This window comes from Neoroseomonas lacus, from assembly GCF_014644535.1.
Lineage (GTDB): Bacteria > Pseudomonadota > Alphaproteobacteria > Acetobacterales > Acetobacteraceae > Neoroseomonas > Neoroseomonas lacus.
The window spans coordinates 380,704-403,218 of sequence record NZ_BMKW01000001.1; the positions used below are offsets into that span (position 1 = coordinate 380,704).

The 22,515-nt window shown below is 68.8% G+C and carries 26 protein-coding genes; 7 read left to right on the forward strand and 19 right to left on the reverse strand.

Annotation, left to right across the window (positions count from 1 at the left end):
* Positions 1 to 34: 34 nt before the first annotated feature.
* Positions 35 to 784 (reverse strand): zinc ABC transporter ATP-binding protein AztA, encoded by a 750-nt coding sequence (gene aztA, locus IEY36_RS01820; RefSeq protein WP_188965195.1) that lies wholly within the window; start codon positions 782 to 784, stop codon positions 35 to 37.
* 179 nt (positions 785 to 963) lie between these two features.
* On the opposite strand from aztA, the gene IEY36_RS01825 reads away from it, so the two are divergent.
* Positions 964 to 2,250 (forward strand): DUF445 domain-containing protein, encoded by a 1,287-nt coding sequence (locus IEY36_RS01825; protein ID WP_188965196.1) that lies wholly within the window; start codon positions 964 to 966, stop codon positions 2,248 to 2,250.
* Positions 2,251 to 2,282: 32 nt separating this feature from the next.
* On the opposite strand, the gene IEY36_RS01830 is transcribed toward IEY36_RS01825, so the two are convergent.
* The 4 genes from IEY36_RS01830 to IEY36_RS01845 all read right to left on the reverse strand — a co-directional run bounded on the left by IEY36_RS01830 (position 2,283) and on the right by IEY36_RS01845 (position 5,047).
* Complete coding sequence (locus IEY36_RS01830; RefSeq protein WP_188965197.1) at positions 2,283 to 3,206, reverse strand: hypothetical protein; 924 nt, start codon at positions 3,204 to 3,206, stop codon at positions 2,283 to 2,285.
* A 152-nt stretch (positions 3,207 to 3,358) separates the two neighbouring features.
* Entirely contained in the window at positions 3,359 to 4,027 is a 669-nt protein-coding gene (locus IEY36_RS01835) for a glutathione S-transferase family protein (RefSeq protein WP_229681023.1), read from the reverse strand.
* A gap of 39 nt (positions 4,028 to 4,066) precedes the next feature.
* Entirely contained in the window at positions 4,067 to 4,552 is a 486-nt protein-coding gene (locus IEY36_RS01840; protein ID WP_188965198.1) for a hypothetical protein, read from the reverse strand.
* Positions 4,553 to 4,558: 6 nt separating this feature from the next.
* Entirely contained in the window at positions 4,559 to 5,047 is a 489-nt protein-coding gene (locus IEY36_RS01845) for a hypothetical protein (RefSeq protein ID WP_188965199.1), read from the reverse strand.
* A gap of 364 nt (positions 5,048 to 5,411) precedes the next feature.
* On the opposite strand from IEY36_RS01845, the gene IEY36_RS01850 reads away from it, so the two are divergent.
* The 3 genes from IEY36_RS01850 (at position 5,412) to IEY36_RS01860 (ending at position 8,622) form a co-directional block, all read left to right on the forward strand.
* Positions 5,412 to 5,657: a hypothetical protein gene (locus IEY36_RS01850; RefSeq protein ID WP_188965200.1), complete on the forward strand. Its 246-nt coding sequence runs from the start codon at positions 5,412 to 5,414 to the stop codon at positions 5,655 to 5,657.
* A gap of 136 nt (positions 5,658 to 5,793) precedes the next feature.
* A complete protein-coding gene (locus IEY36_RS01855; protein ID WP_188965201.1) occupies positions 5,794 to 6,846 on the forward strand; it encodes an LLM class flavin-dependent oxidoreductase in 1,053 nt (350 codons plus the stop codon).
* Positions 6,847 to 7,458: 612 nt separating this feature from the next.
* Complete coding sequence (locus IEY36_RS01860; RefSeq protein WP_188965202.1) at positions 7,459 to 8,622, forward strand: hypothetical protein; 1,164 nt, start codon at positions 7,459 to 7,461, stop codon at positions 8,620 to 8,622.
* A 337-nt stretch (positions 8,623 to 8,959) separates the two neighbouring features.
* On the opposite strand, the gene IEY36_RS01865 is transcribed toward IEY36_RS01860, so the two are convergent.
* From IEY36_RS01865 to IEY36_RS01885, 5 genes are all read right to left on the reverse strand, one after another.
* Complete coding sequence (locus IEY36_RS01865; RefSeq protein ID WP_188965203.1) at positions 8,960 to 9,739, reverse strand: fumarylacetoacetate hydrolase family protein; 780 nt, start codon at positions 9,737 to 9,739, stop codon at positions 8,960 to 8,962.
* Positions 9,740 to 9,801: 62 nt separating this feature from the next.
* Positions 9,802 to 10,119 carry a hypothetical protein gene (locus IEY36_RS01870; protein WP_229681024.1) on the reverse strand — a complete coding sequence of 106 codons (318 nt, stop codon included), beginning with the start codon at positions 10,117 to 10,119 and terminating at the stop codon, positions 9,802 to 9,804.
* A gap of 23 nt (positions 10,120 to 10,142) precedes the next feature.
* The gene (locus IEY36_RS01875) at positions 10,143 to 10,634 is read right to left on the reverse strand and encodes a host attachment protein (protein ID WP_188965204.1); all 492 of its coding nucleotides are present in this window, start codon (positions 10,632 to 10,634) and stop codon (positions 10,143 to 10,145) included.
* A gap of 75 nt (positions 10,635 to 10,709) precedes the next feature.
* Positions 10,710 to 11,135: an NfeD family protein gene (locus tag IEY36_RS01880; RefSeq protein ID WP_188965205.1), complete on the reverse strand. Its 426-nt coding sequence runs from the start codon at positions 11,133 to 11,135 to the stop codon at positions 10,710 to 10,712.
* Positions 11,120 to 12,118, reverse strand: a complete 999-nt coding sequence (locus IEY36_RS01885; protein WP_188965206.1) for an SPFH domain-containing protein — start codon at positions 12,116 to 12,118, stop codon at positions 11,120 to 11,122. Before IEY36_RS01885 ends, IEY36_RS01880 begins: the two co-directional genes overlap by 16 nt.
* 104 nt (positions 12,119 to 12,222) lie before the next feature.
* On the opposite strand from IEY36_RS01885, the gene IEY36_RS01890 reads away from it, so the two are divergent.
* Positions 12,223 to 13,005, forward strand: coding sequence for an SDR family oxidoreductase (locus IEY36_RS01890; protein WP_229681026.1), 783 nt, complete (start codon positions 12,223 to 12,225; stop codon positions 13,003 to 13,005).
* A 170-nt stretch (positions 13,006 to 13,175) separates the two neighbouring features.
* On the opposite strand, the gene IEY36_RS01895 is transcribed toward IEY36_RS01890, so the two are convergent.
* Positions 13,176 to 13,469, reverse strand: coding sequence for a hypothetical protein (locus tag IEY36_RS01895; protein WP_188965207.1), 294 nt, complete (start codon positions 13,467 to 13,469; stop codon positions 13,176 to 13,178).
* A gap of 339 nt (positions 13,470 to 13,808) precedes the next feature.
* Here IEY36_RS01895 and IEY36_RS01900 point away from each other — a divergent pair, with 339 nt between their 5' ends.
* Positions 13,809 to 14,033 carry a hypothetical protein gene (locus IEY36_RS01900; protein ID WP_188965208.1) on the forward strand — a complete coding sequence of 75 codons (225 nt, stop codon included), beginning with the start codon at positions 13,809 to 13,811 and terminating at the stop codon, positions 14,031 to 14,033.
* A gap of 228 nt (positions 14,034 to 14,261) precedes the next feature.
* Here IEY36_RS01900 and IEY36_RS01905 read toward each other — a convergent pair whose 3' ends face one another.
* Together IEY36_RS01905 and IEY36_RS01910 are read right to left on the reverse strand one after the other, a co-directional pair.
* Positions 14,262 to 14,864, reverse strand: a complete 603-nt coding sequence (locus IEY36_RS01905; RefSeq protein WP_229681028.1) for a thiamine pyrophosphate-dependent enzyme — start codon at positions 14,862 to 14,864, stop codon at positions 14,262 to 14,264.
* Positions 14,861 to 15,388: a thiamine pyrophosphate-binding protein gene (locus tag IEY36_RS01910; protein ID WP_188965209.1), complete on the reverse strand. Its 528-nt coding sequence runs from the start codon at positions 15,386 to 15,388 to the stop codon at positions 14,861 to 14,863. The genes IEY36_RS01905 and IEY36_RS01910 overlap by 4 nt, the downstream gene beginning before the upstream one ends.
* Positions 15,389 to 15,589: 201 nt before the next feature.
* On the opposite strand from IEY36_RS01910, the gene IEY36_RS01915 reads away from it, so the two are divergent.
* On the forward strand, positions 15,590 to 16,063 hold the full coding sequence (locus IEY36_RS01915) for a YaiI/YqxD family protein (protein ID WP_188965210.1): 474 nt from the start codon (positions 15,590 to 15,592) through the stop codon (positions 16,061 to 16,063).
* 169 nt (positions 16,064 to 16,232) lie between these two features.
* On the opposite strand, the gene IEY36_RS01920 is transcribed toward IEY36_RS01915, so the two are convergent.
* The 6 genes from IEY36_RS01920 to IEY36_RS01945 form a co-directional block, all read right to left on the reverse strand.
* The gene (locus IEY36_RS01920; RefSeq protein WP_188965211.1) at positions 16,233 to 16,772 is read right to left on the reverse strand and encodes a M23 family metallopeptidase; all 540 of its coding nucleotides are present in this window, start codon (positions 16,770 to 16,772) and stop codon (positions 16,233 to 16,235) included.
* Positions 16,773 to 16,928: 156 nt separating this feature from the next.
* A complete protein-coding gene (locus IEY36_RS01925; protein WP_229681029.1) occupies positions 16,929 to 17,672 on the reverse strand; it encodes a thermonuclease family protein in 744 nt (247 codons plus the stop codon).
* Positions 17,673 to 17,867: 195 nt separating this feature from the next.
* Positions 17,868 to 18,833, reverse strand: coding sequence for a tripartite tricarboxylate transporter substrate binding protein (locus tag IEY36_RS01930; protein WP_188965212.1), 966 nt, complete (start codon positions 18,831 to 18,833; stop codon positions 17,868 to 17,870).
* A 61-nt stretch (positions 18,834 to 18,894) separates the two neighbouring features.
* Positions 18,895 to 19,857: a substrate-binding domain-containing protein gene (locus tag IEY36_RS01935; RefSeq protein ID WP_188965213.1), complete on the reverse strand. Its 963-nt coding sequence runs from the start codon at positions 19,855 to 19,857 to the stop codon at positions 18,895 to 18,897.
* The gene (locus tag IEY36_RS01940; protein ID WP_188965214.1) at positions 19,854 to 21,980 is read right to left on the reverse strand and encodes a xanthine dehydrogenase family protein molybdopterin-binding subunit; all 2,127 of its coding nucleotides are present in this window, start codon (positions 21,978 to 21,980) and stop codon (positions 19,854 to 19,856) included. Before IEY36_RS01940 ends, IEY36_RS01935 begins: the two co-directional genes overlap by 4 nt.
* On the reverse strand, positions 21,977 to 22,513 hold the full coding sequence (locus tag IEY36_RS01945; protein ID WP_188965215.1) for a (2Fe-2S)-binding protein: 537 nt from the start codon (positions 22,511 to 22,513) through the stop codon (positions 21,977 to 21,979). The genes IEY36_RS01940 and IEY36_RS01945 overlap by 4 nt, the downstream gene beginning before the upstream one ends.
* Between the last annotated feature and the right edge of the window lie 2 nt (positions 22,514 to 22,515).

Genomic DNA, 22,515 nt, shown 5'->3' on the forward strand with positions numbered 1-22,515 from the left:
GGGGAGGGTCCGGGAGGGGCAAAGCCCTTCCCGGTCACGCTGCGCGGTCGCAGACCTCCGCCTCGTCCGACCAGGCTTCCGCCATCATCCGCGCCTTGAGACGGTTGCCGGCCGTCAGCGCCTGCGCGGTCGGCCCCCAGGCGATGGCGTCGCGCGCGATCAGCAGCGTTTCGGGGAATTCGCGGGCGACGAGGTCGAGGTCGTGCAGCACCGCCACCACGGTGCGCCCCTGCCCGTGCCATTCGCGCACCAGCCGCAGCAGGTCGGCCGAGGTGCGGGCATCCACCGCATTGAAGGGTTCGTCGAGCAGCAGGATGTCGGCGTCCTGCACCAGCAGCCGGGCGAAGAGCAGCCGTTGCGTCTGGCCGGCGGAGAGCGAGCCGACCGGGCGCTTCTCGAAGCCATCGAGGCCGACGGCGGCGAGTGCCTGGGTGGCGCGCGCGCGGTCCTGGGTGGAGGCGGCGCGGAAGGCGCCCAGGCGCGGCCACAGCCCCTGCATCACCACATCGAGGCAGGCGATCGGGAAGGCACGGTCGAGGGCGGCGAGTTGCGGCAGCAGGGCGATGCGGGCGGTGCCGTCCTGGGCGATGGTGCCGCTCTCGGGCTTGTGCAGCCCGGCGAGGGCGCGCAGCAGCGTAGTCTTGCCCGCCCCGTTCGGCCCGACCACGGCGGTCAGGCTGCCTGGCGCGAAATGGCCCGAGACGTGATGGACGGCGGGGCGGCGGCCGTGCGTCAGCGTCAGGTCGACGAGCCGGATGCCGGCGGGGTTGCGCGTGGAGGTCATGCCGCCAACGCCCAGGCCACGGCCACCCACAACAACACGGCCACGCCGCCCGCCATGACGAGGCGGGACGCCACGCCGGAGGACAGCGCCAGGGGATCGGTCGGGAGCAGCGTCATAAGGTTATGATGTAACATACGGCCCCGGCTGGGCAAGGGCGGCGGGGCGGCTAATCTGCGCGTATGATGCAAGGCAGCCTGACGATCCCCGACCCCGATGCCGACCTTCGCCGCAGCCTGCGTCGCCACCGGTTGTTGGCCACCGGCATGTTGGGAGGCATGGCGGGGTTGCTGGTCGGCACCTATTTCATGCCTGCGGGGTATTGGACGGACCTGCTGCAGGCCTCGGCCAAGGCGGGGGTGGTCGGCGGCTTGGCGGACTGGTTCGCGGTGACGGCGCTGTTCCGCCATCCGCTTGGGATTCCCATCCCGCATACCGCCATCGTGCCGAACCAGAAGGAGAGGCTGGGGCGCGCGCTGGGGCGCTTCGTCTCGTCACATGTATTCACCGAGACCGAACTGCGGCGGGTGATCGCGCAGTTGGATCTGGCGCGCATCGTGCAGAAGTTCCTTGCCGACCCGGCGGCCTCGCGCCCGGCCGCCGAGGCGCTGGCGGCGAGCATGCCGAAGCTGCTGGCGAGCCTCGAGGATGGCCGCGCGCGCAAGCTGCTGGTGCGGCTGCTGCCGCGGATCGTCTCCGGCCCGGCGGGGGCGCGGCTGGTGGCGCGGGTGCTGCGCGCCTTCGTTGCCTCGGGGCGGCATCAGGAGGTGTTCAGCCTGGCGATCGGCCAACTCAAGGTGCTTCTGACGGCACGCGAGGAATCGCTGCGCACGGTGATCGAGCAGCGCATCCGCGCCGAGGGTGGCGCGGTGATCGGCTGGCTGGCCGGGGCGACGGTCGCCAAGCGCGTATTGGCAGCAATCAACAACGAGCTCGGCAAGGTCGAGCCCGAGGATTCCGACCTGCGCGCCGCCTTCGCCGAATGGCTGGGCCATGAGATCGAGCGGCTGGAAACCGACCCGGAACGCGCCGCGGCGATAGGGCGGGTGTTGCGGGAGGCGCTGGCGCATCCTTCGGTCGCGGTGTGGCTGCTTGACGTGTGGGGGCGGCTGCGTGCCGCGCTGTTGGCTGATGCGGCACGGCCGGATGGGCGGACTGTGACGCTACTGTCGGGGTTGTTCGCCAATGCGGGGGCGCTTCTCGCCGACGACCCGGCGGCGCGCGAGAAGCTGAACCGCAGTGTCGAGGGTGTGCTGCTGCGGCTGCTGCCGAGCGCGCAGGCGCAGCTATCGGATTTCATCGCCGGCGTGGTTGGCAATTGGGATGCGAAGTCGGCGGCGGACAAGATCGAGCTGCGGGTGGGCGCCGACCTGCAGTATGTGCGCATCAACGGGACGCTGGTGGGCTTCCTCGCCGGCGGGGCGCTGTTCGCGCTGCTGAGCGCGGTGTTCGGGCGGGTGGCGGGGTAGGCGCGGCAGCCGGCGCTATTGGTGGCGCCTTGTCAGAACCGAGGCATGGCCGGCACGCGATCGAGCTTCTGCGGCCGGTGATCGGGGGCCAGCCGCAGCGTGAGATAGGTCGCCGCGCCGATGGCGAGGAGCGCACCGAGGAGAATAAGGAAGGCAACCCCATAGGCGCGTGGCGTTGCGCGGGGCCTGGCGGGTGGCAGGAAACGGCTGGAGGCATACGGCCCAAAGTGCGGGTCGCGCGCGTCGCCGTCGAACACGGCAGGGAGGTCGGCAATGGCGCCGGAATCGGCGCTCCCCTCGACGGTGTAGCGGCCCGTCACCAAGTCGATCTCCAGCGCGAACGCGGTGCCGCGGCGATAGGAATGCATCGAAAGGCGCACCGCCTGCTCACGCGGAAATGTCGCGCCGGCGTGCCAGTCCGACCCCCTGAGGTCAAGCAGCCGGCGGCCTGTCGCGAGTTCGGTGACGCGCGGCGCCTGGACCCAATCGCCGTTGCGCCATTCTATGGCTTCCAGTTCGACCATCAGGGAACCATCCGGCGCCGTGAGACGGGTAACCGCGGCATTGGCCCGCAGGGGGCCGTCATCATGCGCCGGGGCCGGGCGAGCTGGCGCAAGAACAGTCGCCCCTCGCCTGCCGCGCAGCACGCTACCCAGGGTGAAGCCGGTGAGGCCGGCAACCATCCAAGGCAGGACCAGGACTGATCCGATCAACGCCAGGCCCTGGAGCAGTTTGGCCAGGTCGTCCTGCGTCGGGTTGCTCGCGGCTTCGATCCCACCAAGCACCAGCAGCACGACGGCGGGGCCGAGCAACCACAGGATCAGCGCCACCACCCGCCAGCGCTTCGGCATCCACAAGCCGATCAGTGCCGGAATGCCAAACCCGAGCAAAATCGACAGCAGGTTCTGTACGGCACCCATCGCGACGTCGCCTTGTCCTGCCCGCCCGGCCGCCATGCGGCGATGCCGCGGCGGTGGGATCACGCCATGCGGCGGTCCCGGCAGGCTGTCACCCTATTGCCCCGATACCGAGGCCCCGCGGGAATTGTTTTCGCCGCAAGGCCGATCGGCCGCGTTGCCCGGTGATCCAGCACACGGCCCGGCGGGATTCAGTCGAGGACGCGCAATTCCTCGTAGGAGACCATGACGTGCTCGCGAAAGGCAGGGCGCATCGCCAGGGTGTCGTAGTACCGCCGCAGGGCCGGACGGTCCGGGCGGGCAATCGGGATGTCGAAGTAGCGGAACAGCACATGGCCCAGTTGGATATCGGCCAGGGTGAACGCTTCCCCGGCGAGGAAGGCACTGCGCGCAAGCTGCGCCTCGGCGACGGCGAGGATGCGGTCGAGCGCCGCCACGGCCCGGTCGATCGCCGCCGGGTCCCGCTTCGCCGGTGCTGTGCGGACCACCCGCCAGAAGACCGGCTCGGTGAAGCCGAGGGTGACGTTGATCTTCGCCCACTCGGCCCATTTGTCGATGTGCGCCCGCGCCAGGCTCTCGGCCGGCCAGAACGGCGCGGCTCCGTAGCGGCCGGCCAGGTAGCGCAGGATGGCGCCGGTCTCCCACAAGGGTTCGCTGCCGCCGTCACGCAGGACGGGCACGGTGCCGTTGGGGTTCATGGCCAGGAATTCGGGCGTGTCGGTGCCGCCGAAGCGGTGGCCGGCATCGTGCCGCCGATAGGGCAGGCCGAGTTCGCCGATGCACCACATCAGCGCCTGCACGTTGGACGATGTCTTGCGCCCCCAGACGGTCAGCATCGGCACCCACCCCTGTCCGGCCACGCCGCATCCTGCGCCGGGTGCGAGGCCCCGGCCAGCGCGTCAGCGCCGCCATAGGCCGCGGATCACCGCCAGCAAGACACCGAGCACGCCGCCGATCATCCCCGCACCGATCGCGAAGAGCGGGATGCCCATGGCGCAGCCACCGGAATTGCCGGAGCCCGCGCAGGTCGAGTCGAGCGCGATCAGCGCCATCGCCCCGACGGTGCCCAGCAGCGTGCCGGTCACCACGCCGGCGAAGCCGAAGCCGATGATGCGCATGAGGGCCGCTGCCACGCCGCGGGCGGTGACCTCGCGCGGCAGGTGGGTGAGCCGGGCGGCGATGAAGCCGGCATCCTGCACGGCGAGGCGCAGCGCGTCGGGCGGCTGGTCCGATTGCACGATGAGCAGGCCGCGCGGCCAATCGGCATCGACATGAGCGGCCTGGTCGCGGCCGCGAATGGCGGACAGCACGGCGGCCTGGTCAGCCGCGCCCTGCAGGCCGCTGACGGCCAGCAGCACCGCGCCAGGTGGCGGCGCGACGGTCATGGGGTGTCAGCCATGGCGGCGGATCAATCCGTGGACCAGCCCGGCGAGCGCGCCCAGCGGCAGGCCGCCGGCGCCGAACAGGAAGCCGAACACCCCGACCCCGATGGCGCAATTGCCGCTGCTGCCGGGCCGCGTGCAGTCCGGATTGAGCAGGGAGTTCGCCAGGCCGACGCCGACGCCGAGTGCCACGCCGAGCACGGCGCCGAGCACGGCATAGAGCAGGATCCGCCCGAAAATGCCGCCGACACTGCCGCGCGCCGCCGGCCGGCCATCGGCGCGCTGAACCAGCACGCCATAGCCCGCGCCCTGGACCGCCGCGCACAACGTCTTGACCGAGGCGGCTGACTGGATGGCGACGCGGCCGCGCGGCCAGTCGGTCCACATCCGGATGGTCGGGTCGCGCCGCCGCAGCGCGGTTTCCACCGCGGCGCCGTCGGCCGGCCCCTGTACGCCGGTGACGGCGAGGATGAGCGCGCCGGGGGGTGGGCCGCTCACGACGGCACCTCGCCGGCCTGGGGCGTCGATTGGTGGATCGCCGGTGCGCGCGGGCGACGCCTTGGTGCGTCGCGGGCCGGCATGACGGTGCCTCGCATGAACCCTGCCTCCGCCATCGATCCTCCGCCGCGTTGTGCTTCGCATCTTCACCCGATCGCATAGCCCGATGCGAGAACGAATTGTCCGGTCAGCATTTGTGGCCGGCGAGCAACAGCGGCGGCTATCTCACAAGGATCGCAAGACGAGCCCTGCGCACACATAGGTTGAGCCTTGCCCGCAACCCTGCGGCGATTCACTATTCGTCATGCACGTTCACTAGTTCTTGGCCTGCGTTGCAGGTGGCCGGTCATCGCGGGAGGGCGACATGGATCATCGGCTGATCGAGGAACTCCGACAGGAGGAGCACGCCATCCTCATGTCGCTGCGCGCCACGGCGCCGTTTCAGCGGTTGGAGGCGTTGCGCCGGGTGCTGTCGCATTACGATGCGCCGCCACCGGTCGGCGCCCAGCTCGACGCGCTGCTGCCGGATGGCGCGCGCCCCGCGATGCTGTCGGCCGCCAGCCAGGCCGCCGTGATCCCCCTGCCCGGCCCGCACGTGGACGTCGCCTGAGAGCTCGTTCGGCAGCGCGTCCTAAGACGCATTCCCAAGGCCATTATGTGCCCGCACCCCTACTCATGATCCTTGGCCGCATCGTCGGCCGATCAGGTGATCCCACCCGATCGGGATCTGCTCTAGGCTTACGGGCATGACCAGGTTCACGCTGTCCGCGCTTGATCAATCCTCCGTCGCCTCCGGCCGTACCCCGGGCGAGGCGGTTCGCGAGACCATCGCCCTCGCCCAGCATTGCGACGCGCTGGGGTTCCGGCGGTACTGGTGCGCCGAGCACCACAACAGCGCGTCCCATGCCGGCACGGCGCCGGAGGTGCTGCTCGCCGCCATCGGCGCGACGACGAAACGCATCCGCATCGGCAGCGCGGGGGTGATGCTGCCGCATTACGCCTCGCTGAAGGTCGCCGAGCAGTTCCGCATGCTGGAGGCGATCGCACCGGGGCGGGTGGATCTCGGCGTCGGGCGGGCGCCGGGCTCGGATGGGCGCACCGCCTTCGCGCTGAACCCGCAGGCCAACCAGGCGGCCGACAAATTTCCGCAGCAGGTGATGGAAGTGCTCGGCTGGCTTGGCGACGGGCTGCCTGAAAACCACCCGTTCCGGTCGATCATCGCCCAGCCGGCGGTGGAGACGCGGCCGCAGATGTGGATCCTCGGTTCATCCGACTACGGGGCGCAGGTCGCGGGGTATTTCGCCCTGCCCTATTGCTTCGCGCATTTCTTCTCCGATGGCGGCGGCTCGGAACAGGCGGTCGCGGTCTATCGCGAGAGTTTTCAGGCCAAGCCGGACATGCCGGGACGCCTGGCGGCGCCGCATCCGGCGCTCGGGGTCTATTGCCTGGTGGCGGATACCGAGGCCGAGGCGAAGCGGCTGTTCCGCTCGCGCGAGCTGTGGCGGCTGAAACGCGACCGGGGGCTTTACCTGCCGCTGCCCAGCGTCGAGGAGGCGGAGGACTACGTCTATTCAGAACTGGAACTGGCCCGCGTGGAGACGATGCGCGCTGGTGCGATGGTCGGCACGCCGGAGCAGGTGAAGGCAAAGCTGGAGGCGCTGTCGGAGGCCCATGGCGGCATTGCGGAATTCGCGGTGATCACCCATTGCCACGATCCGGCGGCGCGGCGGCGATCATACACACTGCTGGCGGACGTCTTCGGCATGCGCGCCGATGACGCCGCGATGGCGGCGGCGTAGGCGCCGTCACACGACGGGTTACGCAGGGCGCTTCGCCGCGGCAAAAGGGCCAAGGCCGTTCTAGGCCGATTCCGGGCTCCGGGCTGGTCGAGCTGCCCTGGCCGGACGGGGATTCCATCTCGCGAGATGCCGGAGCGCTGAACGGCGCGACGAGAGATGCCGCGTCGCTTGAGGCGCACGAGCGGCGGCCATTGATGGGATCTCGTCGTACTAAGCGCCCAGATGGTCGAAATACCGTTTTTTGGTCAATTCCGCTACTTAAATTACGAAAGATCTCAGATCGAGACGATCGACGCGCAAGGCAGGGTCATCATATCTTTCATCAATCTGCTTATTGATCTCTAAATGCATTCGAAACGGATTTTCGATAACTGACTCAAATTCCGCACAGAACAATCTTCCTCTGAATGTTCACTGCGCTTCCTTTCGCGCTCCATACTGTGATTATGGCATCGCCTGAAAGACAGTACGGTATTTGCTTGAAATCGGATGTGGCAGATTCTAATAATGGATATCAGAACTTACGAAATCCGCGCAAATGGATAGCATGACCGAGCCTGGTGTCCGGCAAGACGCTCTTACTTAGCCATTTCTATAACGCTGGAGCAAAAAATGATTGCAGGGACAGCTGAAGTAATAGCAGAAACGTCACGAATTCAGGTTCTTTATCAACCTGGAGAGGCTGACGGTCTACTTATGGCCTTTGGCGGACTCAAATCACGGGCAGACGGGGTCCGTTTTATCGGCCAGCCTGTGGCGACCAGTCTCAATATGCCCGCCATTGGGTTCATGCCAAAGCAAGGAAACTGGTATCCCAGGGCGGATATTGAGGTCGTCCTGCCGTTATTGGAGCCGATATTGGCACAGTATCCTCGCCGGATCTCCTATGGTTTCAGCATGGGGGGCTACGGCGCGATCAAGCACAGTCGAATTCTGGGAGCGACTCACGTCCTTGCCATGTCTCCGCAATGGTCTATCCGACCCGACGTTGCGCCCTGGGAACGCCGCTATCTGCATTTCCTGGACGAATGCGTGGAGAACATGGAAGTTGTTAAAGATGATTGTGGGGGAAAAATATACCTAATCTACGATGATATGAATTCTGATAGTCACCACGCCAAGAGAATTGCCGCCGCAACTGACATCATTGAAATTCCAGCGTCGCTGGCCGGACATGATACGTGGGCTTTGTTCTTGTCATCTGCAACAATGCGCGCCCTTTTCGACGCCATCTTCGCCGATGATGTATCACGCATTTACAGGATTGTTCGTGAAAGGCGACGGTTACTCCCTGATCTTGAAACGCGTATCTTGTGGGCACGCGCCCGACGGTACTTTCGGTTGAAACGCTTGGACGAAGCCGAACGCGCTGCGCGTCGGGCCGATCGGCTGACGGCACGTGTACCTGGCGCCGCATGGCTGCTGACTGCCATTCTGATTGAAATGAACCGCCCGGAGGAAGCCGAGACGGTGATACGGCTGGAAATGGAGCGGTTCCCGACAATTCGATGGCTGGGAATCCATCTCGTCAAGGCTCTCGAATCGCAGGGACGATTGCGGGATGCCCTCGATGCCCTGGCACCCATGTTGGCGTCGCAGCCGCACCGTTCGGATCTGAAGCGATCCGCCGATCACATCACACGGAAGCTGCACGCGCAGGGCGGCCGGATTGCCGCCATCCCGCCACGACCGGACCGCACGAGCGATGGCGGTCCAGTGTGGAGCAAGGCCGGCGGGTCGAGCCCTGCAGTCGGCACCCCACAAGCACGCGACTGACATGGCGACGCGTGAGGGTTCCGTCGCGACTGTCGCAGCCGACTTCTGAGGCCCCTGCCGGCAGTCGCCCCATGGCTCAGTGGCGGCAAGCCCGGAACCCGGCGGCGCGGTTCGTGCCGCGCGCTCAGGCCGTTGGTTTCGAACAGCCAACTTTCTTGTGGATGGTCGTGACAATCACGCTGGAATGTGCCGACCGGCCGCCCTCACCAACTCGTCCAGATCGTGTCGCGCAGCGACGCCATTGAACGCGACCCTTTGGCGAGGCGGGGTTGCGGCATCCAAAGTCCTCGGCCGTTCGGCGGGGTGGTTTGGAGAGGCAGAAGACCCTCCCTGTTTGTCAGCCCGCCATCACATTGCGCAGCGTGCCCACGCCCTCGATGCTGACCTCGACGGTCATTCCCGCCCGCATCGGCAATGCGCCAACCGACGTGCCGCAGGCGATCAGGTCGCCCGGTTCCAGCGTCACCTCGCGCGAGATCAGCGACACGATCCGCGCCGGCGGGATGATCATGTCGGCCAGCGGATAGTCCTGCCGCACCCGCCCGTTCAGCGCCACGCGCACATGCAGCACCGACCAGTCGAGGCCGGTCGCGATCGCAGGCCCGACCGGGCCGAAGCTGTCGCAGGACTTGGCGCGCGCCCATTGCGGGAAGGACGCGTCGGAGGTGAGGATGTCGAGCGCGGTGACGTCGTTCACCGCGGTCAGGCCAAAGATCGCGGCAGCGGCCTCGGCCTCGCCGGCATCCTTGCAACGGCGGCCAATGACCAGGCCGAGTTCGCCTTCATACAGCACCTTGCCGGTGTAGCCGGTGGGCGGGCGGATGGTGCCCTCGGGGTCGAGCAACGACGTGCCGGCCTTGAGGAACCACAGCGGCGTCTCGGGGATCGCCGCGCCGGTTTTCGCGGCGAGGTCGTGGAAGTTGTTCCACAGGCCGATGAACTTGCCCGGACGAAGGGGGGCCAGCAGGCGGATGGCCTCGAGCGGCAGCGTCTCGCCGGTAGGGGTCGGGCTGTCGAAGATATCGCCGACATGGGCGGCGACGCTGCCGGCCGCCTCGCCGAGCGTGCCAAAGCCCTCGGCCCCGTCATGCCGCGCGAATCGAACCCAAAGCGCCATGCGCCGCCCTCCCCAGGTTTTCCGGGCGAGAAGCTATCGCGGCGCGGGCCCGCTGGCGATTGTCAGCGGCGGATGAAGACGAAGCGGACGGATTGGCCGCCATGGCGGCGCATGCGCCACCACAGCGACCCGGCGCCAATGAGGCCGGCGATCAGGGCGATCGGCAGCAGCACGCTCAGCGCCAGCACGGCGAGGCCGGCCAGCGCCAGCACCCCGGCGCCGAGCGCCACCAGCATGGCGATGCCGCCGATGCGGGCGAGCAGCCGGTCGAAGGTGCCCATGGTGCGTGGCGGGACGGGATCTCGGAACTGTCCGTCCGGCGTCATGTCGATCACGGGGGGGCGGCGATGCGTTTCCATAGCCTCAGTGACGTGGCCCATGCCCGGCCCCGGATCAAGGGCCGTTACGATCCGTGACGCAGCGCATCCAGCCGCTCGAAGACTTCCGCGACCGGCAGGGCGGTCAAATCACGGTGTTCCTCACCGGCCAGGGCCTTGCGGAGGTCATTCGGCAGATGCTCGCGGATCGCGGTGGCCACCGGCGCGGGGGCGACCAGCACGACGCTTTGCACCGTCCCGGCGCGCAGCGCGGAGGCGATCTCCTCGGCCATCAGCCGCGCCAGGTCGCGCTTGGCGTGTTCCTTGGGGCTGTCGTCCTTGCCGTCATATTCCATCGCGCTGCGCGCGGTCGCCCCGGCGCTGGCGAAGGCGCGGCCGGGCCGGTCCTCGCCGAGCGTCGAGTCCTTCGCACGCGCATCGGGCGACACCCAGACCAGGACGGCATCGTAGCCGGTCTCGCCAAGGCGCTTCAGATAGGCCTTGCCGTGGCTGCCATTGGCCACGACGAAAAGCCGGTGCGCGTGGCCGCCTTCGATGGTTGCTTCGGTGGTATTCATGTGGAACCTGGCTCCCTCAACAGCGTCAGCATGGTCATTGCCGGGGCCGCGTGCCTTGATCGGGAACAAGGCGGGCTATTCAGGACGCACCACCAGCGTCGTGCCGTCAACGCCTTCCACCCGCACCCGCGTCCCGGCCGGCACGCCGGCGAGGTCGCCGGCCAGCCGTGCCGCCCAATCGGAATCGCCGACCCGCACGCGCGGACCGGTGGAATTCGGCTCGGCCAGCACGCCGATGCGGCCGACCAGGCCGGAACTTGGCGTATTCACCTGCGGCCTGGTCGGGCTGGTACGCCGCAGCCGCAGCGCGAGGCCGATCCCGGCCGCCAGCAGAACGATGAACACCGTCACGACCACCCAGAAGGGCGGCGTGATCAGCAGAAGCATCAGGCCGGTGCCGATGGCGGCGAGCCCCACCCACAGCAGGAAGACGCCGGGGATGAGCGTCTCGGCGCCGAGCAGGACCAACCCGGCGAGGATCCAGATCAGCGCTGGGTCCATGGCGAGGGCACCTCCGGCGGGGCGGCGGGCGGGCGCGGCGTGCGGGGCGGGAACTGGCCATCCGGCGCGCGCAGCAATTCCATCGCCTGGGCGATGCCGCCGGCCAGCGCGCTGCTTTCCATCGGCACGATCACCAGCTTCTGCGCGGTGTTGCCGGCCAACACCTCGAATGCCTTCACGTATTTGTCGGCGATGAAGTAGCGCAGCGCGTCGGTGCCGGCGCCGGCGGCGACCTCGGCGACCATGCGCGTCGCGTTGGCTTCGGCCTCGGCGGAGCGTTCGCGCGCCTCGGCGTCGCGGAAGGCGGCTTCCTTGCGGCCCTCCGCCTGCAGGATGAGCGCCTGCTTCTCACCCTCGGCGCGCTTGATCTCAGCCTCGCGCTCGCCTTCCGCCTTGGCGACGGTGGCGCGGCGTTCGCGCTCGGCGGTCATCTGCAGGTTCATGGCGCGGATGAGGTTTTCGGGCGGTTCGATCTTGCGGATCTCGACGCGGGCGATCTTCACGCCCCAGGGGTCGGTCGCGCCGTCCAAGATTGCGAGCAGCGAGGAGTTGATGCGCTCGCGCCCCGATAACGTGGCGTCGAGTTCCATCTCGCCGATCACGGCGCGGATGTTGGTCATGGTCAGCGCGGTGAGCGCGACGCCGAGGTCCTGCACCGCATAGGCCGCCTTGGTCGCGTCCATGACGCGGTAATAGACGATGCCATCGACCGCCACCGTCGCGTTGTCGCGGGTGATGACGGATTGCTCGGGGATGTCGAGCACCTGTTCCTGCACATTCACCCGCCGGCCGATGCCGTCGACGAAGGGGATGATGAAGTTCAGGCCCGGTGCGAGCATGCGGGTGAAGGCGCCGAAGCGCTCGACCGTCCAGACCTCGCCCTGCGGCACGGTGCGCACGCCGCGCAGCGCGACCAGGATCGCCAGGATGATGACGGCGATCCAGACGATGGTGACGAGGGAGACGAACTCGGTGGTGTTCATGGGCCGAACATAGCCCGGATAAACAGCGCAACGAAACGGCGGCCTTGCCGGCTACCTCGCCTGGCGGGACCATGGGTGAAGCGTTTCACAGGGGAGAATGCGTGATGCAGGGCAGCAACCAGCCGCTGACGGTGGACCTGAGCGGCCTGAGGGTCGCGATCAGTGCGGGGGCCGGCGGCATCGGCCGTGTCATGGCCGACAGTTTCGTCGCCCGCGGGGCGCGGGTGTTCGTGTCGGACATCGATGCCGAGGCGCTGGCCGACTGTCCGCACCCGAAGATGCGCGCCGACATGGGCGAGGTCGCCGATTGCGAGGAATTCGTCGATGTCGCGGCCTCGACGCTCGGCGGGCTCGATGTGCTGGTGAACAATGCCGGCATCGCCGGGCCGACCGCGCGCGTGGAAGACGTGACGCCCGAGGCGCTGGAAGCGACGCTGCGCATTGACTTGGCCGCGATGTTCCATTGCGCGCGGCGGGCGGTGCCGCATCTGCGCCAGGCGGGGGGTGGGTCGATCGTGAACCTGTCCTCGGCGGCGGGGCGCTTCGGCTTTCCTCTGCGCAGCCCCTATGCGGCGGCGAAGTGGGGGGTGGTGGGGTTCACCAAGTCGCTGTCGATCGAGCTGGGGCCAGATCGTATCCGGGTGAATGCCATCCTGCCCGGGCTGGTGGCCGGGGACCGCATCCGTCGCGTCATCGAGGCCAAGGCGCAGGCGCAGGGCGTGGCGTTCAAGGAGAAGGAGGCCGAGCTGCTGCGGGATGTGTCGCTGCGCTGCTACGTGACGCAGCAGGATATCACCAACATGGCGCTGTATCTGTGCTCCCCATTCGGGGCGACAGTGAGCGGGCAGGCGTTGTCGGTGGATGGGGATCAGCAGCGGTTGGGATGAGGCGGGAAAACGCTGGGGGCCGCCCCTCCAACGCCATCATGCGCTGTTGTCGGCATAAGGGCGGAGGGGATCGGCGGCTTGCAGCTACTTTTCGGCGGGATGGATGCGGCCTTCCCTGAGCCCATCCACTATGCCGCCGAAGCACTTGCTATCGCGGCCGAGGTCGACACTCAGTTCGCGCGCGGCCGGTAGTACACGCACGAGGAGTCGTCGGGCACGTTGGGCGGCGGGAGCGCGCCGTCGCCGCCGTATTCACGCCAGACCCTCGCGAAGACTTCCTTGAATTCGCGCTGTGCGGCCTGCATTGCCTGTGCGCCTCGTTGATCCCCAGTTGTGGCGATTCTGTCCAGCGATGCGAATAGTTCCTCCGCTATCGCTTCGAGAGCGACGCGCGGCTGATCCGTCAGAGCGAGCTCCGCTCGCAGAGCCTGCTCGATGGCGATGGAGACGGCGCTGCGCTGCATAGGGTCCTTCCGGGACTGGACGGTCCACTTGTCGATCGTTATTCGGGCGCCGCCACGATTGTGACGCCTAACCCATTGGCGAATGGGTGCGCCCGAAAAATCCGCGAAAACGGCGTTTCCCGTCGCCACGCGAAGCAGACGCCCATTAATACTGCGTCAAACGAGCGTTACGAGACAACGATAAAATCCCACAAAACTAATCATCTCAGTCGATTGGCTAAATGTGCGAACGCATACAACCACTGAGGGCATTCAATCGTATTGCGACACGCGGCATCCGCGACCTAACGCTATGGGCGAGCGAATACTGCAACAAGCGATAGCGATAGGGTGGTTGTTATGAACATGGTTTCTACGACCCGCGCAAATGCCGTGTTGCCAGCGCCGAGCGCGGCAACGTCGCTTCCGCACCGCGCGGTTGACTCATCGGCCACTGGCTATCTGGCCGCCGTGACACCGGCATTGGAGAGTGCGCTCGCCAACGCCCACGAAGCAGGCCACGAGCGCGCCGTGCGCATCCTGCACGCCGTACTGGCCATTCTGGACGACCCCAGCCTGCGCTAGGCGGAGGATCGATTGGCCGGGCCTGGAGACTGTCCATGCCGAAGCGATCGAACACGCCTCGCCGGCGGCAGCGCGCGAAGCGATGGTGGAGCGTCCTGTAAGGGCCTGTCGCCGGCACAGGCGTCGCACCACCGCAGGCCGTGGTGGAGCGTCGCCCGAAGCCATTGATGGCCCCAGGACCTTTGAGGGCAGAGGTTCAGAGAGGAGCAGCGCCCCCGCCGAGACGCTCTAAACCGCCTGCGCCATCGCCCGTGAGAAGGTTTCGCGGAAGCGGATCGGGTCGCGGTCGGTCTGGTTGCGGCCTGGTTCGTTGTCGATCTTCACGCCGATCACATGCGGCCCGTCGGTGGTCAGTGCCTTGGTGACCAACGCGTCGAATTCCGCCTCATCCGCCGCCCAGGCGGCCGAGGCGATGCCCGAAGCGCGAGCGATCGCCACCATGTCGGTGCGCGCGGCTGCCGCCGGTGTGCCCTGCCCGCCGGTGATCTGGTAGATGCCGTTGTCCCAGATCACGATGGTGAGGTTCGCCGGCTTCTGCGCCGCGATGGTGGACAGGCAGCCGAGTTGCATCAGCAGCGAGCCGTCGCCTTCCAGCGCGAAGACGCGGCGCTTCGGCTGGGCGATGGCGACGCCGAAAGCGATCGGCGCGGCGAGGCCCATGCTGCCGAGCATGTAGAAATTCTCGCCGCGCTCCTTGCCGGCGCCCCAGAGGTCCCAATTGGAATTGCCAATGCCGCCGATCACCGCCTCGCGGTTTTCCAGCTTGCCGACGAGGCGTATTGTCAGCGCGGCGCGGTTCATCACATGCAGGTTGTCGGTGGTGTCGGTCACTTGCGGCCTCCGCTCAGCAGGGGCGAGATGATCAAGCAGGCCGGCCAGCGCGTGGCGAAGGCCTGGCGGATGGTGCGGTCTGCCATGAAGGCGGCCTCGTCTAGCCTTGTCATGGTGTGGTGCTCGATGCCCATGCTGTCGAGGATCGGCCGCATGGTGCGGCAGACGATCGCCTGGCCGGGGTTGAATTCGCCCATGGTGCCGCGTTCGGAGACCACCATCACCACCGGCACCTGGAAGGCGACCGGCAGTGAGGCCAGTACGTTGGGCAGGGTGGCGAAGCCGGAGGTCTGCATCATCACTACGCCGCGCATGCCGGCCATGTTGGCGCCGGTGACGATGCCGACGGCTTCTTCTTCACGCGCGCAGGTGAAGGCGGTGAAGTAGGGGTCGGCGTGGATGCCCTCGATCAACGGCCGCAGCACGTTGTCGGGGACATAGGCGACCAGGCGGACGTCGTTATCCTTGAGCGCCTGGCGCAGAATATCGTGCCACGCTGGGGCCGGTGCGGCCTGATCCGTCATGCTGGTGTATCCCCCCTGAAGGCAGCTCGGTGCCTGTATATGAGAGGATGGCGCGGCCGCCCAGCCGTCGTGTCCGCGCCGCCGCAGCGGCTGGCCGATCTCCGTTGTCGATGCCGCAGGGCGTGTCGCGGCCGGGTGGCGCCGGCCTCATCATGCATCGGGCCGATTCCAGCCGCGTCAGATCTGCTTTAGGTGTGGAGGATGGACCAACCGCCCCGCTTCCTCGTCGATGCCGATGCCTGCCCCGTTCGTGAGGAGGTGGCGCGCGTCGCCGGCCGCCTCGGCGTCGCGATGGTGCTGGTGACCAACGGATCGCGGCCGGTGCGCCCGCCTGCCCTGCCCAATGTGCGGCTCGTGGTGGTCAGCGAGGGCGCCGACAAGGCGGATGACTGGATCGCCGAGGAAGCGCGGCCGACCGATGTATGCCTGACGGCGGACATTCCGCTGGCGGCGCGCTGCCTGGCCAAGGGTGCCTTCGCGCTGTCCTTCAAGGGCAAGCCCTGGACGACGGACAATATCGGTACCGCGCTCGCCGGGCGGGAACTGTCCCAGCATCTGCGCGAGAGCGGCGCGATGACCGGCGGACCGGCGCCGATGACCGCAGCGGACCGCTCGCGTTTTCTCGGCGCGCTCGACACCATGGCGCAGGCGGCGTTGCGGCGCGCGCGGGGCTGATCCGGGCGTCGAAGGGATATGCCACCCCCGGCGCCGCGGGGGTTCAGGGTCTGTTTGGAACGTGCGGCACCTGCCCGCGCGCTACCCAGCCGCCCATTCCAGGATGCTCCCGCGCGCGGCCGGTGCCGGATTTGGGAACGTGCCGGATCGCGCGTTCCCAAATGGACGTTCAGCGCGGCGCTTCGGCCACCTGACGGTCATCGAGGCAGGCCGCGGCGGTCTGCGTGAGCCAGGGCCAGGGGTCGACCGGGCGGCTGTCCCGCCGCAGTTCGACATGCAGATGGGCGCCGGTCGTCCGCCCGGTCCGGCCGACATTGCCGATGCTGGCACGCGCCGGGACCGGCGCGCCCGGGGCAATGCCCGGCGCGATGCGCGACAGATGCGCGTAGCGGGCAATCGTGCCGTCGGCATGCTGGATGTCGACGATCAGCCCATAGGCATAATACCGCCCGGCATAGACCACGGTGCCGTCACGGGCGGCCTGGATCGGCGAGCCGTAGGGTGCGCGGATGTCCACGCCGGGGTGGAAGCCGCGGCCGCGATAGCCGAAGCCCGAAGAGAATTCGCCGGCAACCGGCATGGCAATGTCACAGGGAGAGGCAAAAGCTGCCGCCGGGGCGACGGTCAGGGCGGCAATCCATGCCGCGCCGATGCCAGCAGCCGTGGCCGAGACGCGAATCAGGCGGGCGTGGCGGCGCGTGTTGCGCATGCAGGGGATTCTCCCACTCATTTGTCGTGAAGCCGGTAGCGACGTGTGACCTGAGTTGCATAGGCCGTGCCAGGCTCGCGCGGTCAACCGGCAGCCCCTTGAAATTCCGTGGAAAATACGTATCCGGAACGGTCCGGCCGGCGATGGCCGGGCGCGTTACTGGCGCTGCCGATGGCGCCAATCCCAAGGGGCTTCGAAGCGGCCGGCCCAAAGGCCGCGGCCTTGCGCGCGGGCCGTCTCCTCCTGCGCCACGTAGTCCATCGAGTATTCCCGGTAGGCCATCGCCCAGCCCTGCGCGACCAGTGCGGCGGCGATATCCCGCCCATCCGCCCCGGCGCACCGCACCACACGGCGGCTGTAGCGATCGACGCCGATGGATTCGCAGGTCACGGCGCCGTTGCCGACGATGCGCGCCATGGCGGCGCGGGCCGCCTCCCCGCAGGCATAGAGGGCGCCGCCGCGCTCGCACATCTGGTGCATCTCCGGCGCGTCGATGCCGTTGATGCGCAGCCGGTCGCTGCCGGTCGCGAGGGTGTCGCCATCGACCACCGCGACGCGGACGGTGAAGGCCCCGGCGGGTCCGGCGGCCTCTGATGCCGGTGGGGTCGTGCCATAGATGACGCGAGGGATCGCCGGAGCGGCGGGTCGGGTCATGGGGGGCAACTGGCTGGCGCTCGGCGTCACAACGGTGGGCAGCGCGATGGTCGGCGGCGCGCCGCGACCAGGTTGCCAGACCAAGTAGCCGATGATGATCAGCAGGGAGGGCACCAGCGCGCCCGGCAGCACCATGGCGAGGCGCCGTCGCCAGAGTCCGGGGCGCCGCGCGACGCGCTCCGCGCGCTCGGCCGCCGTCAGCGCCTGGCGGAGTTCGGGCGGGAGCTTGCGGCGACGAAACAGCATGGACAGCAGGTACCAGACTTCGAGAGGAACGCAGCCGCCGACGGGCGATGCGGCGGTTCGGCAGGCCGGCGTACATACGCCCGGTCAGTGCCGCCTTCCATGCGACGCCGATCCCGGCGGTGTGCCATGCGGGAATCACGGCCCGACCGGGCGGGGACCGTCGCGGCCGAGGCCTGGCCGCGACAGTGGGGAGGGTCAGTCGGCGCGGATGTTGTTGTCGCGCACCACGGCGCTCCACTTCGCCACTTCGCGCTGGAGGAAGACGCCGAGGGCGGCTGGGTCGGACATGATTAGGCGCGCCTGCTGCGTCTCCTCCATGGTGCGGCGCACCTGCTCGGTCATGAGGGATTCCTTCAGCGCCGCGTTCATGCGCATCACCGCTTCCTGCGGCGTGCCGTGCGGGGCGAAGACACCCCACCATGCCTCGGCCTCGAGGCCCGGGAAGCCGGCCTCGCCGACCGTCGGCATCTGCGCGAGCGCCGGCAGGCGTTCGGGGCCGAACTGGGCGAAGGTGCGCAGCGTGCCGCCCTGCACATGCGGGCTGACCACCGCGGCGGAGCCAATCATCATGTCGACATGGCCGGCGACGGTGTCGTTCACCGCGAGGCCACCGCTGCGATAGGGCAGATGCGTCATGCGCGTGCCGGTCTGCGCCTGCAGCAGCACCATGGTCAGGTGGCCGATCGTGCCGTTGCCGGTCGAGCCGAAGGAGACCGCCTCAGGCCGTGCCTTCGCGCCGTTCACCACGTCGGCGATATTCTGGAACGGCTTGTCGGGCTTGGAGGCGAGCACATAGGGCGCGCCGCCGATCAGCATGACCGGGTCAAGGTCGCGATCCGGGTTGAAGGGCAATTGGGGGATCAGTGCGGCGAGCGTCGAGTGGCTGTCGAAGGTGAGCAGCCAGGTCTGGCCGTCGGGGCGCGCCTTGGCGACGACGTCGGTACCGATGGAACCGGCGGCACCGCCCCGGTTCTCGACCACCACGGGTACGCCGAGGCGCTGGGTCAGGCCCGGGGAGACCAGCCGGGCCACGGCATCGGTGGAACCGCCGGGGGCGAAGGGGACGACGATGCGGATGGCGGTGCCCTGCGCGCGCACGGCGGGGGCCGCGAGGGTCGCGGCGGCGGCGCCGAGGACGGCGCGGCGGGTCAGTGTGATCATTGGATGTTCTCCCAGGACTGCTGGCGCCTTGATGCGGCGCCAGCGCAGGGCAGGCAACCCCTTACGCCGCATCCATCAGGTCGAGCACCGAGGGGTGGAACAGCGCCTCGGGCTCGATCTCCCGGGCGGCGAGGCCATCGGCGACGGCGTAGCGGATCATCGCGGCGACCTCGTCGCGGTTGCGGCGGAAGCCATAGGGCCAGGGGTTGCCGCCCATGGCGGCGATCTGCGCCTCGGCCTCGGCGGCGATCCAGGGGAGCGAGACGCGCAGCACGTTGACCAGGCGCAGTTCGGCGATCGAGGCGGATTTGGCGGCGGTGAAGGCGCGGAACAACTCGACCGGCAACCAGGGGTGGCGGTCGGCGATGTCCTTTCGCACGGCCAGGCAATGCATGATCGGGAAGAAGCCGGTCGTCGTGAACCAGGCCTGTTCCTCGGCGCGGGTGTCGGGCCACAGGCGGTCCACCGGGACGGAGCGGTCGGTGAAGCAGGCGGGCGGGCGCGGGGCGATCAGAGCGTCGATCTCGCCGGCGGCCAGCGCCGCTTCGAGGTCGCGGCCGAGCGGCTTTACGTCGAATTCAGGCGCTAGGGTGATGGCGACGCGCTCGCCCGCGGTACGCCAGGCGATGGATCTGGTGTCCACGCCGTATTGCTCGCGCAGGAAGCCGCGCACCCAAAGCGCCGCCGTCTGCTGGTATTCGGGCAGGCCGATGGTACGGCCGGCGAGGTCCGCCGCCGTGCGGATGCTGCGATCGGTGCGGACATAGACCGCGGAATGGCGGAAGGCGCGCGAGAGAAACACCGGAACGCCGACATAGGGGCTGTCGCCGCGCGCGGTGGTGACGATGTGGCTGCCCATCGACAATTCGCTGATGTCGAACGCCTTGTCGCGCAACGCGCGGCGAAAGATGTCCTCCGGTTCGCCGGGCAGGAAGGTGATGTCGCAGCCGGGGACGCGAAAGCGCCCATCCATCAGCGGCCTGGTTCGGTCGGAGGATGTGCAGGCAAGGGTGAGCGGGATCATGAAGCGGCGAGGTTCCCCGGCGTGAAGGGCATGGCGCGCGGACGGATGCCGAGCGCGTCGTGGATCGCATTGGCGATGGCGGCGACGGTGGGCGAGAGCGACGCCTCCCCTGCCCCAAGCGGCGGCAGGTCGGGCCGCGCGATCAGGCGCGATTCGACAGTCGGCACCTCGGAGAAGCGCAGGATGGGGTAGGTCTCCCAAGCGTCGCTGGTGACGGCGCGGGCGTCGAAGGTGACCTGTTCCTTCAGCGCCATCGACACGCCGTGGATGGCACCGCCTTCGTATTGGTTCAGCACGCCATCCGGATTGATCGCCTCCCCGACATCGGCAGCGATCCAGAGGCGGCGGCAGACGACGCGGTCGAGCGCCTCGATCTCGGCGGCGACGGCGCAGTACGCGCCGGTGTGTTTGTAGCGGGCGTAGGCAAGGCCGAGACCGAAACCTTCGCGCTTTGTGCGGCCGCGCCAGCCGGCCATCTCGGCGGCCAGCGCCAGCACCTCGCGGCCGCGCGGGTCGTCGAGGTGGCGCAGGCGGAAGTCCAGGGAATCCTCCCCGGCCATGGCGGCGAGTTCATCCATGACGGATTCGATCGCCAGGACGTTGGCCGGCGCGCCGAGGCCACGCAGGGCAGAGACGCGCAGCGGCATGCGCGCGATGCGCTTCAGCCCAATGGTGAGTTTCGGGATGCGATAGGCCGGCACCGCGTTGCGCTGCGCGCCGCCACCGGAGGCGAGCGGCGGGTTGATGGCGTTCGGGATGTCGCGCGGCGGGTCCATGTATTCGACGGCGAGCAGCGTCGCATTCGGGTTGCGCCCCGGGCGGGAGGAATGGCCGTGGCTGGTCACTTCCTCGCGCCAGGCGGCGATATTGCCCTGCGCGTCCAGCGAGGCTTCGACCTCCACCAGCATGGCCGAGGACATCGGGCCCCAGCCGAGTTCCTCCGCCCGGGACCACAGCAGGCGAACCGGCCGGCCCGGGGCGGCTCGGGCGGCGAGGGCGGCGTCCAGCGCGACGTCATCGGCGCCATTGTGGCCGTAGCAGCCCGCGCCCTCCATGTGGCGGACGAGAATGGCGTCCTCCGCCATGGCGAGCGCTTTCCCGAGGTCGGCGCGGAGATTGTAGACGCCCTGGGAATGGGTCCAGACCTCGAGTGTGCCGTCCTGCCAGCGCGCGACGGCGCAGGAGGTGCCGATCGACGCGTGGGTCACGTAGGGGCGGGTGAAGCTGGCGCGCAGCGTCTGCGCGGCGAGCGGTGCCGGGTCGTCGCGGTCGAGAATGACAGCGTGTTCGCCCGGTTCGTCGCGCAGCCAGTCGGTCAGCGCGGCTTCGGGCGGCAGGGTGTCCTGCGCATCCCAGGTGACGTGGGGGGCGAGGCGTTCCACAGCGCGTTCGGCGGCGTGCTCGGTCTCGGCGACCACTGCGAGGAAAGCGCCGTCGTGCGCCAGGGTGACGCCAGCTGGCAGCGCACCCTCGGCGATAGCGAGCAGCAGCGCATGACGGGCCGGTGGACGGACCACACGGGCGTGCAGCATGCCCGGCAGGCGCAGGTCATGGACGAAGCGGGCGGCGCCGAAGACCTTGTCCGGCAGGTCGAGCCGCGCCACCGAGGCGCCGGCGATGCGGCGCGCCTCGGGCGGCTTGGCGCGCGCTTCGACTGGCGCCTCGCAGGCGAGCAGCCCTGCCCCGGCCTGCGACCAGTAGGAGCCGACCTCGCTGCCGTCGGGGGTGAGGAAGGCGCCATCCTCGATGCGCAGCGTGTCGAGCGCCGCGCCGCTGCGTTGGGCGGCGACCTGCAGATGGATGGCGCGCGCGGCTGCGGCCGCGTGGCGCAGCGCCATGCCGCTGTCCTGCACCGAGAGGCTGCCGGAGGTGACGCCCTCATTCGGGCTGTCGGGCGTCGCGGCCGCGCGCAGGCGGATGCGGGGCAGCGCGACGTCGAGTTCCTCGGCGACGATCTGCGCGAGCGCCGTCAGGATGCCCTGGCCGAGTTCGACCTTGCCCGGTGTGACGGTCACGTGACCGGCCGCGTCGAACGTCAGCCAGCGATCGAGGCGCGGATTGGTGGCGAGGTTGCCAGGCAGCTTGCCCGGCGGCGCGGCGCGGCGGTCGAGGTCGCTGGTCATGCGTTGTCGCCCTTCGGCCGGTTCACGCCGCCGGTGCTCGCTGCCTGCGGCTGCTGTGCCCTCTGGCGATCGGACGCCCGCAGCTCCGCCGCCGCGCGCTTCACCGCGCGGATGATGCGGTTGTGGCTGCCGCAGCGGCACAGATGCGGATCGAGCGCGGCACGGATTGCCAGGTCATCCGGGTCCGGTTCGCGTGCCAGCAGTGCCGCCGAGGCGACCAGGATGCCCGACAGGCAGAAGCCGCACTGCCCCGCCTGTTCCGCCAGGAAGGCGCGCTGCAAGGCGTGTGGCGCCTCGGGCGTGCCGAGGCCTTCGACCGTCGTCACGCTGCGCCCCGCCACCGATACAGTGTCCAGCGTGCAGGCATAAGCCGGCGCGCCATCCAGCAGCACGACGCAGGCGCCGCATTGCTCCGTGCCGCAGCCAAAGCGTGGGCCGGACAGGCCGAGCGGGCCGCGCAGCGCGTGCAGCAGCGACGTGCCGTCCTCGACCGCCGCCTCCACCGCCGCACCGTTCAGGGTGAAGGCGACCATGC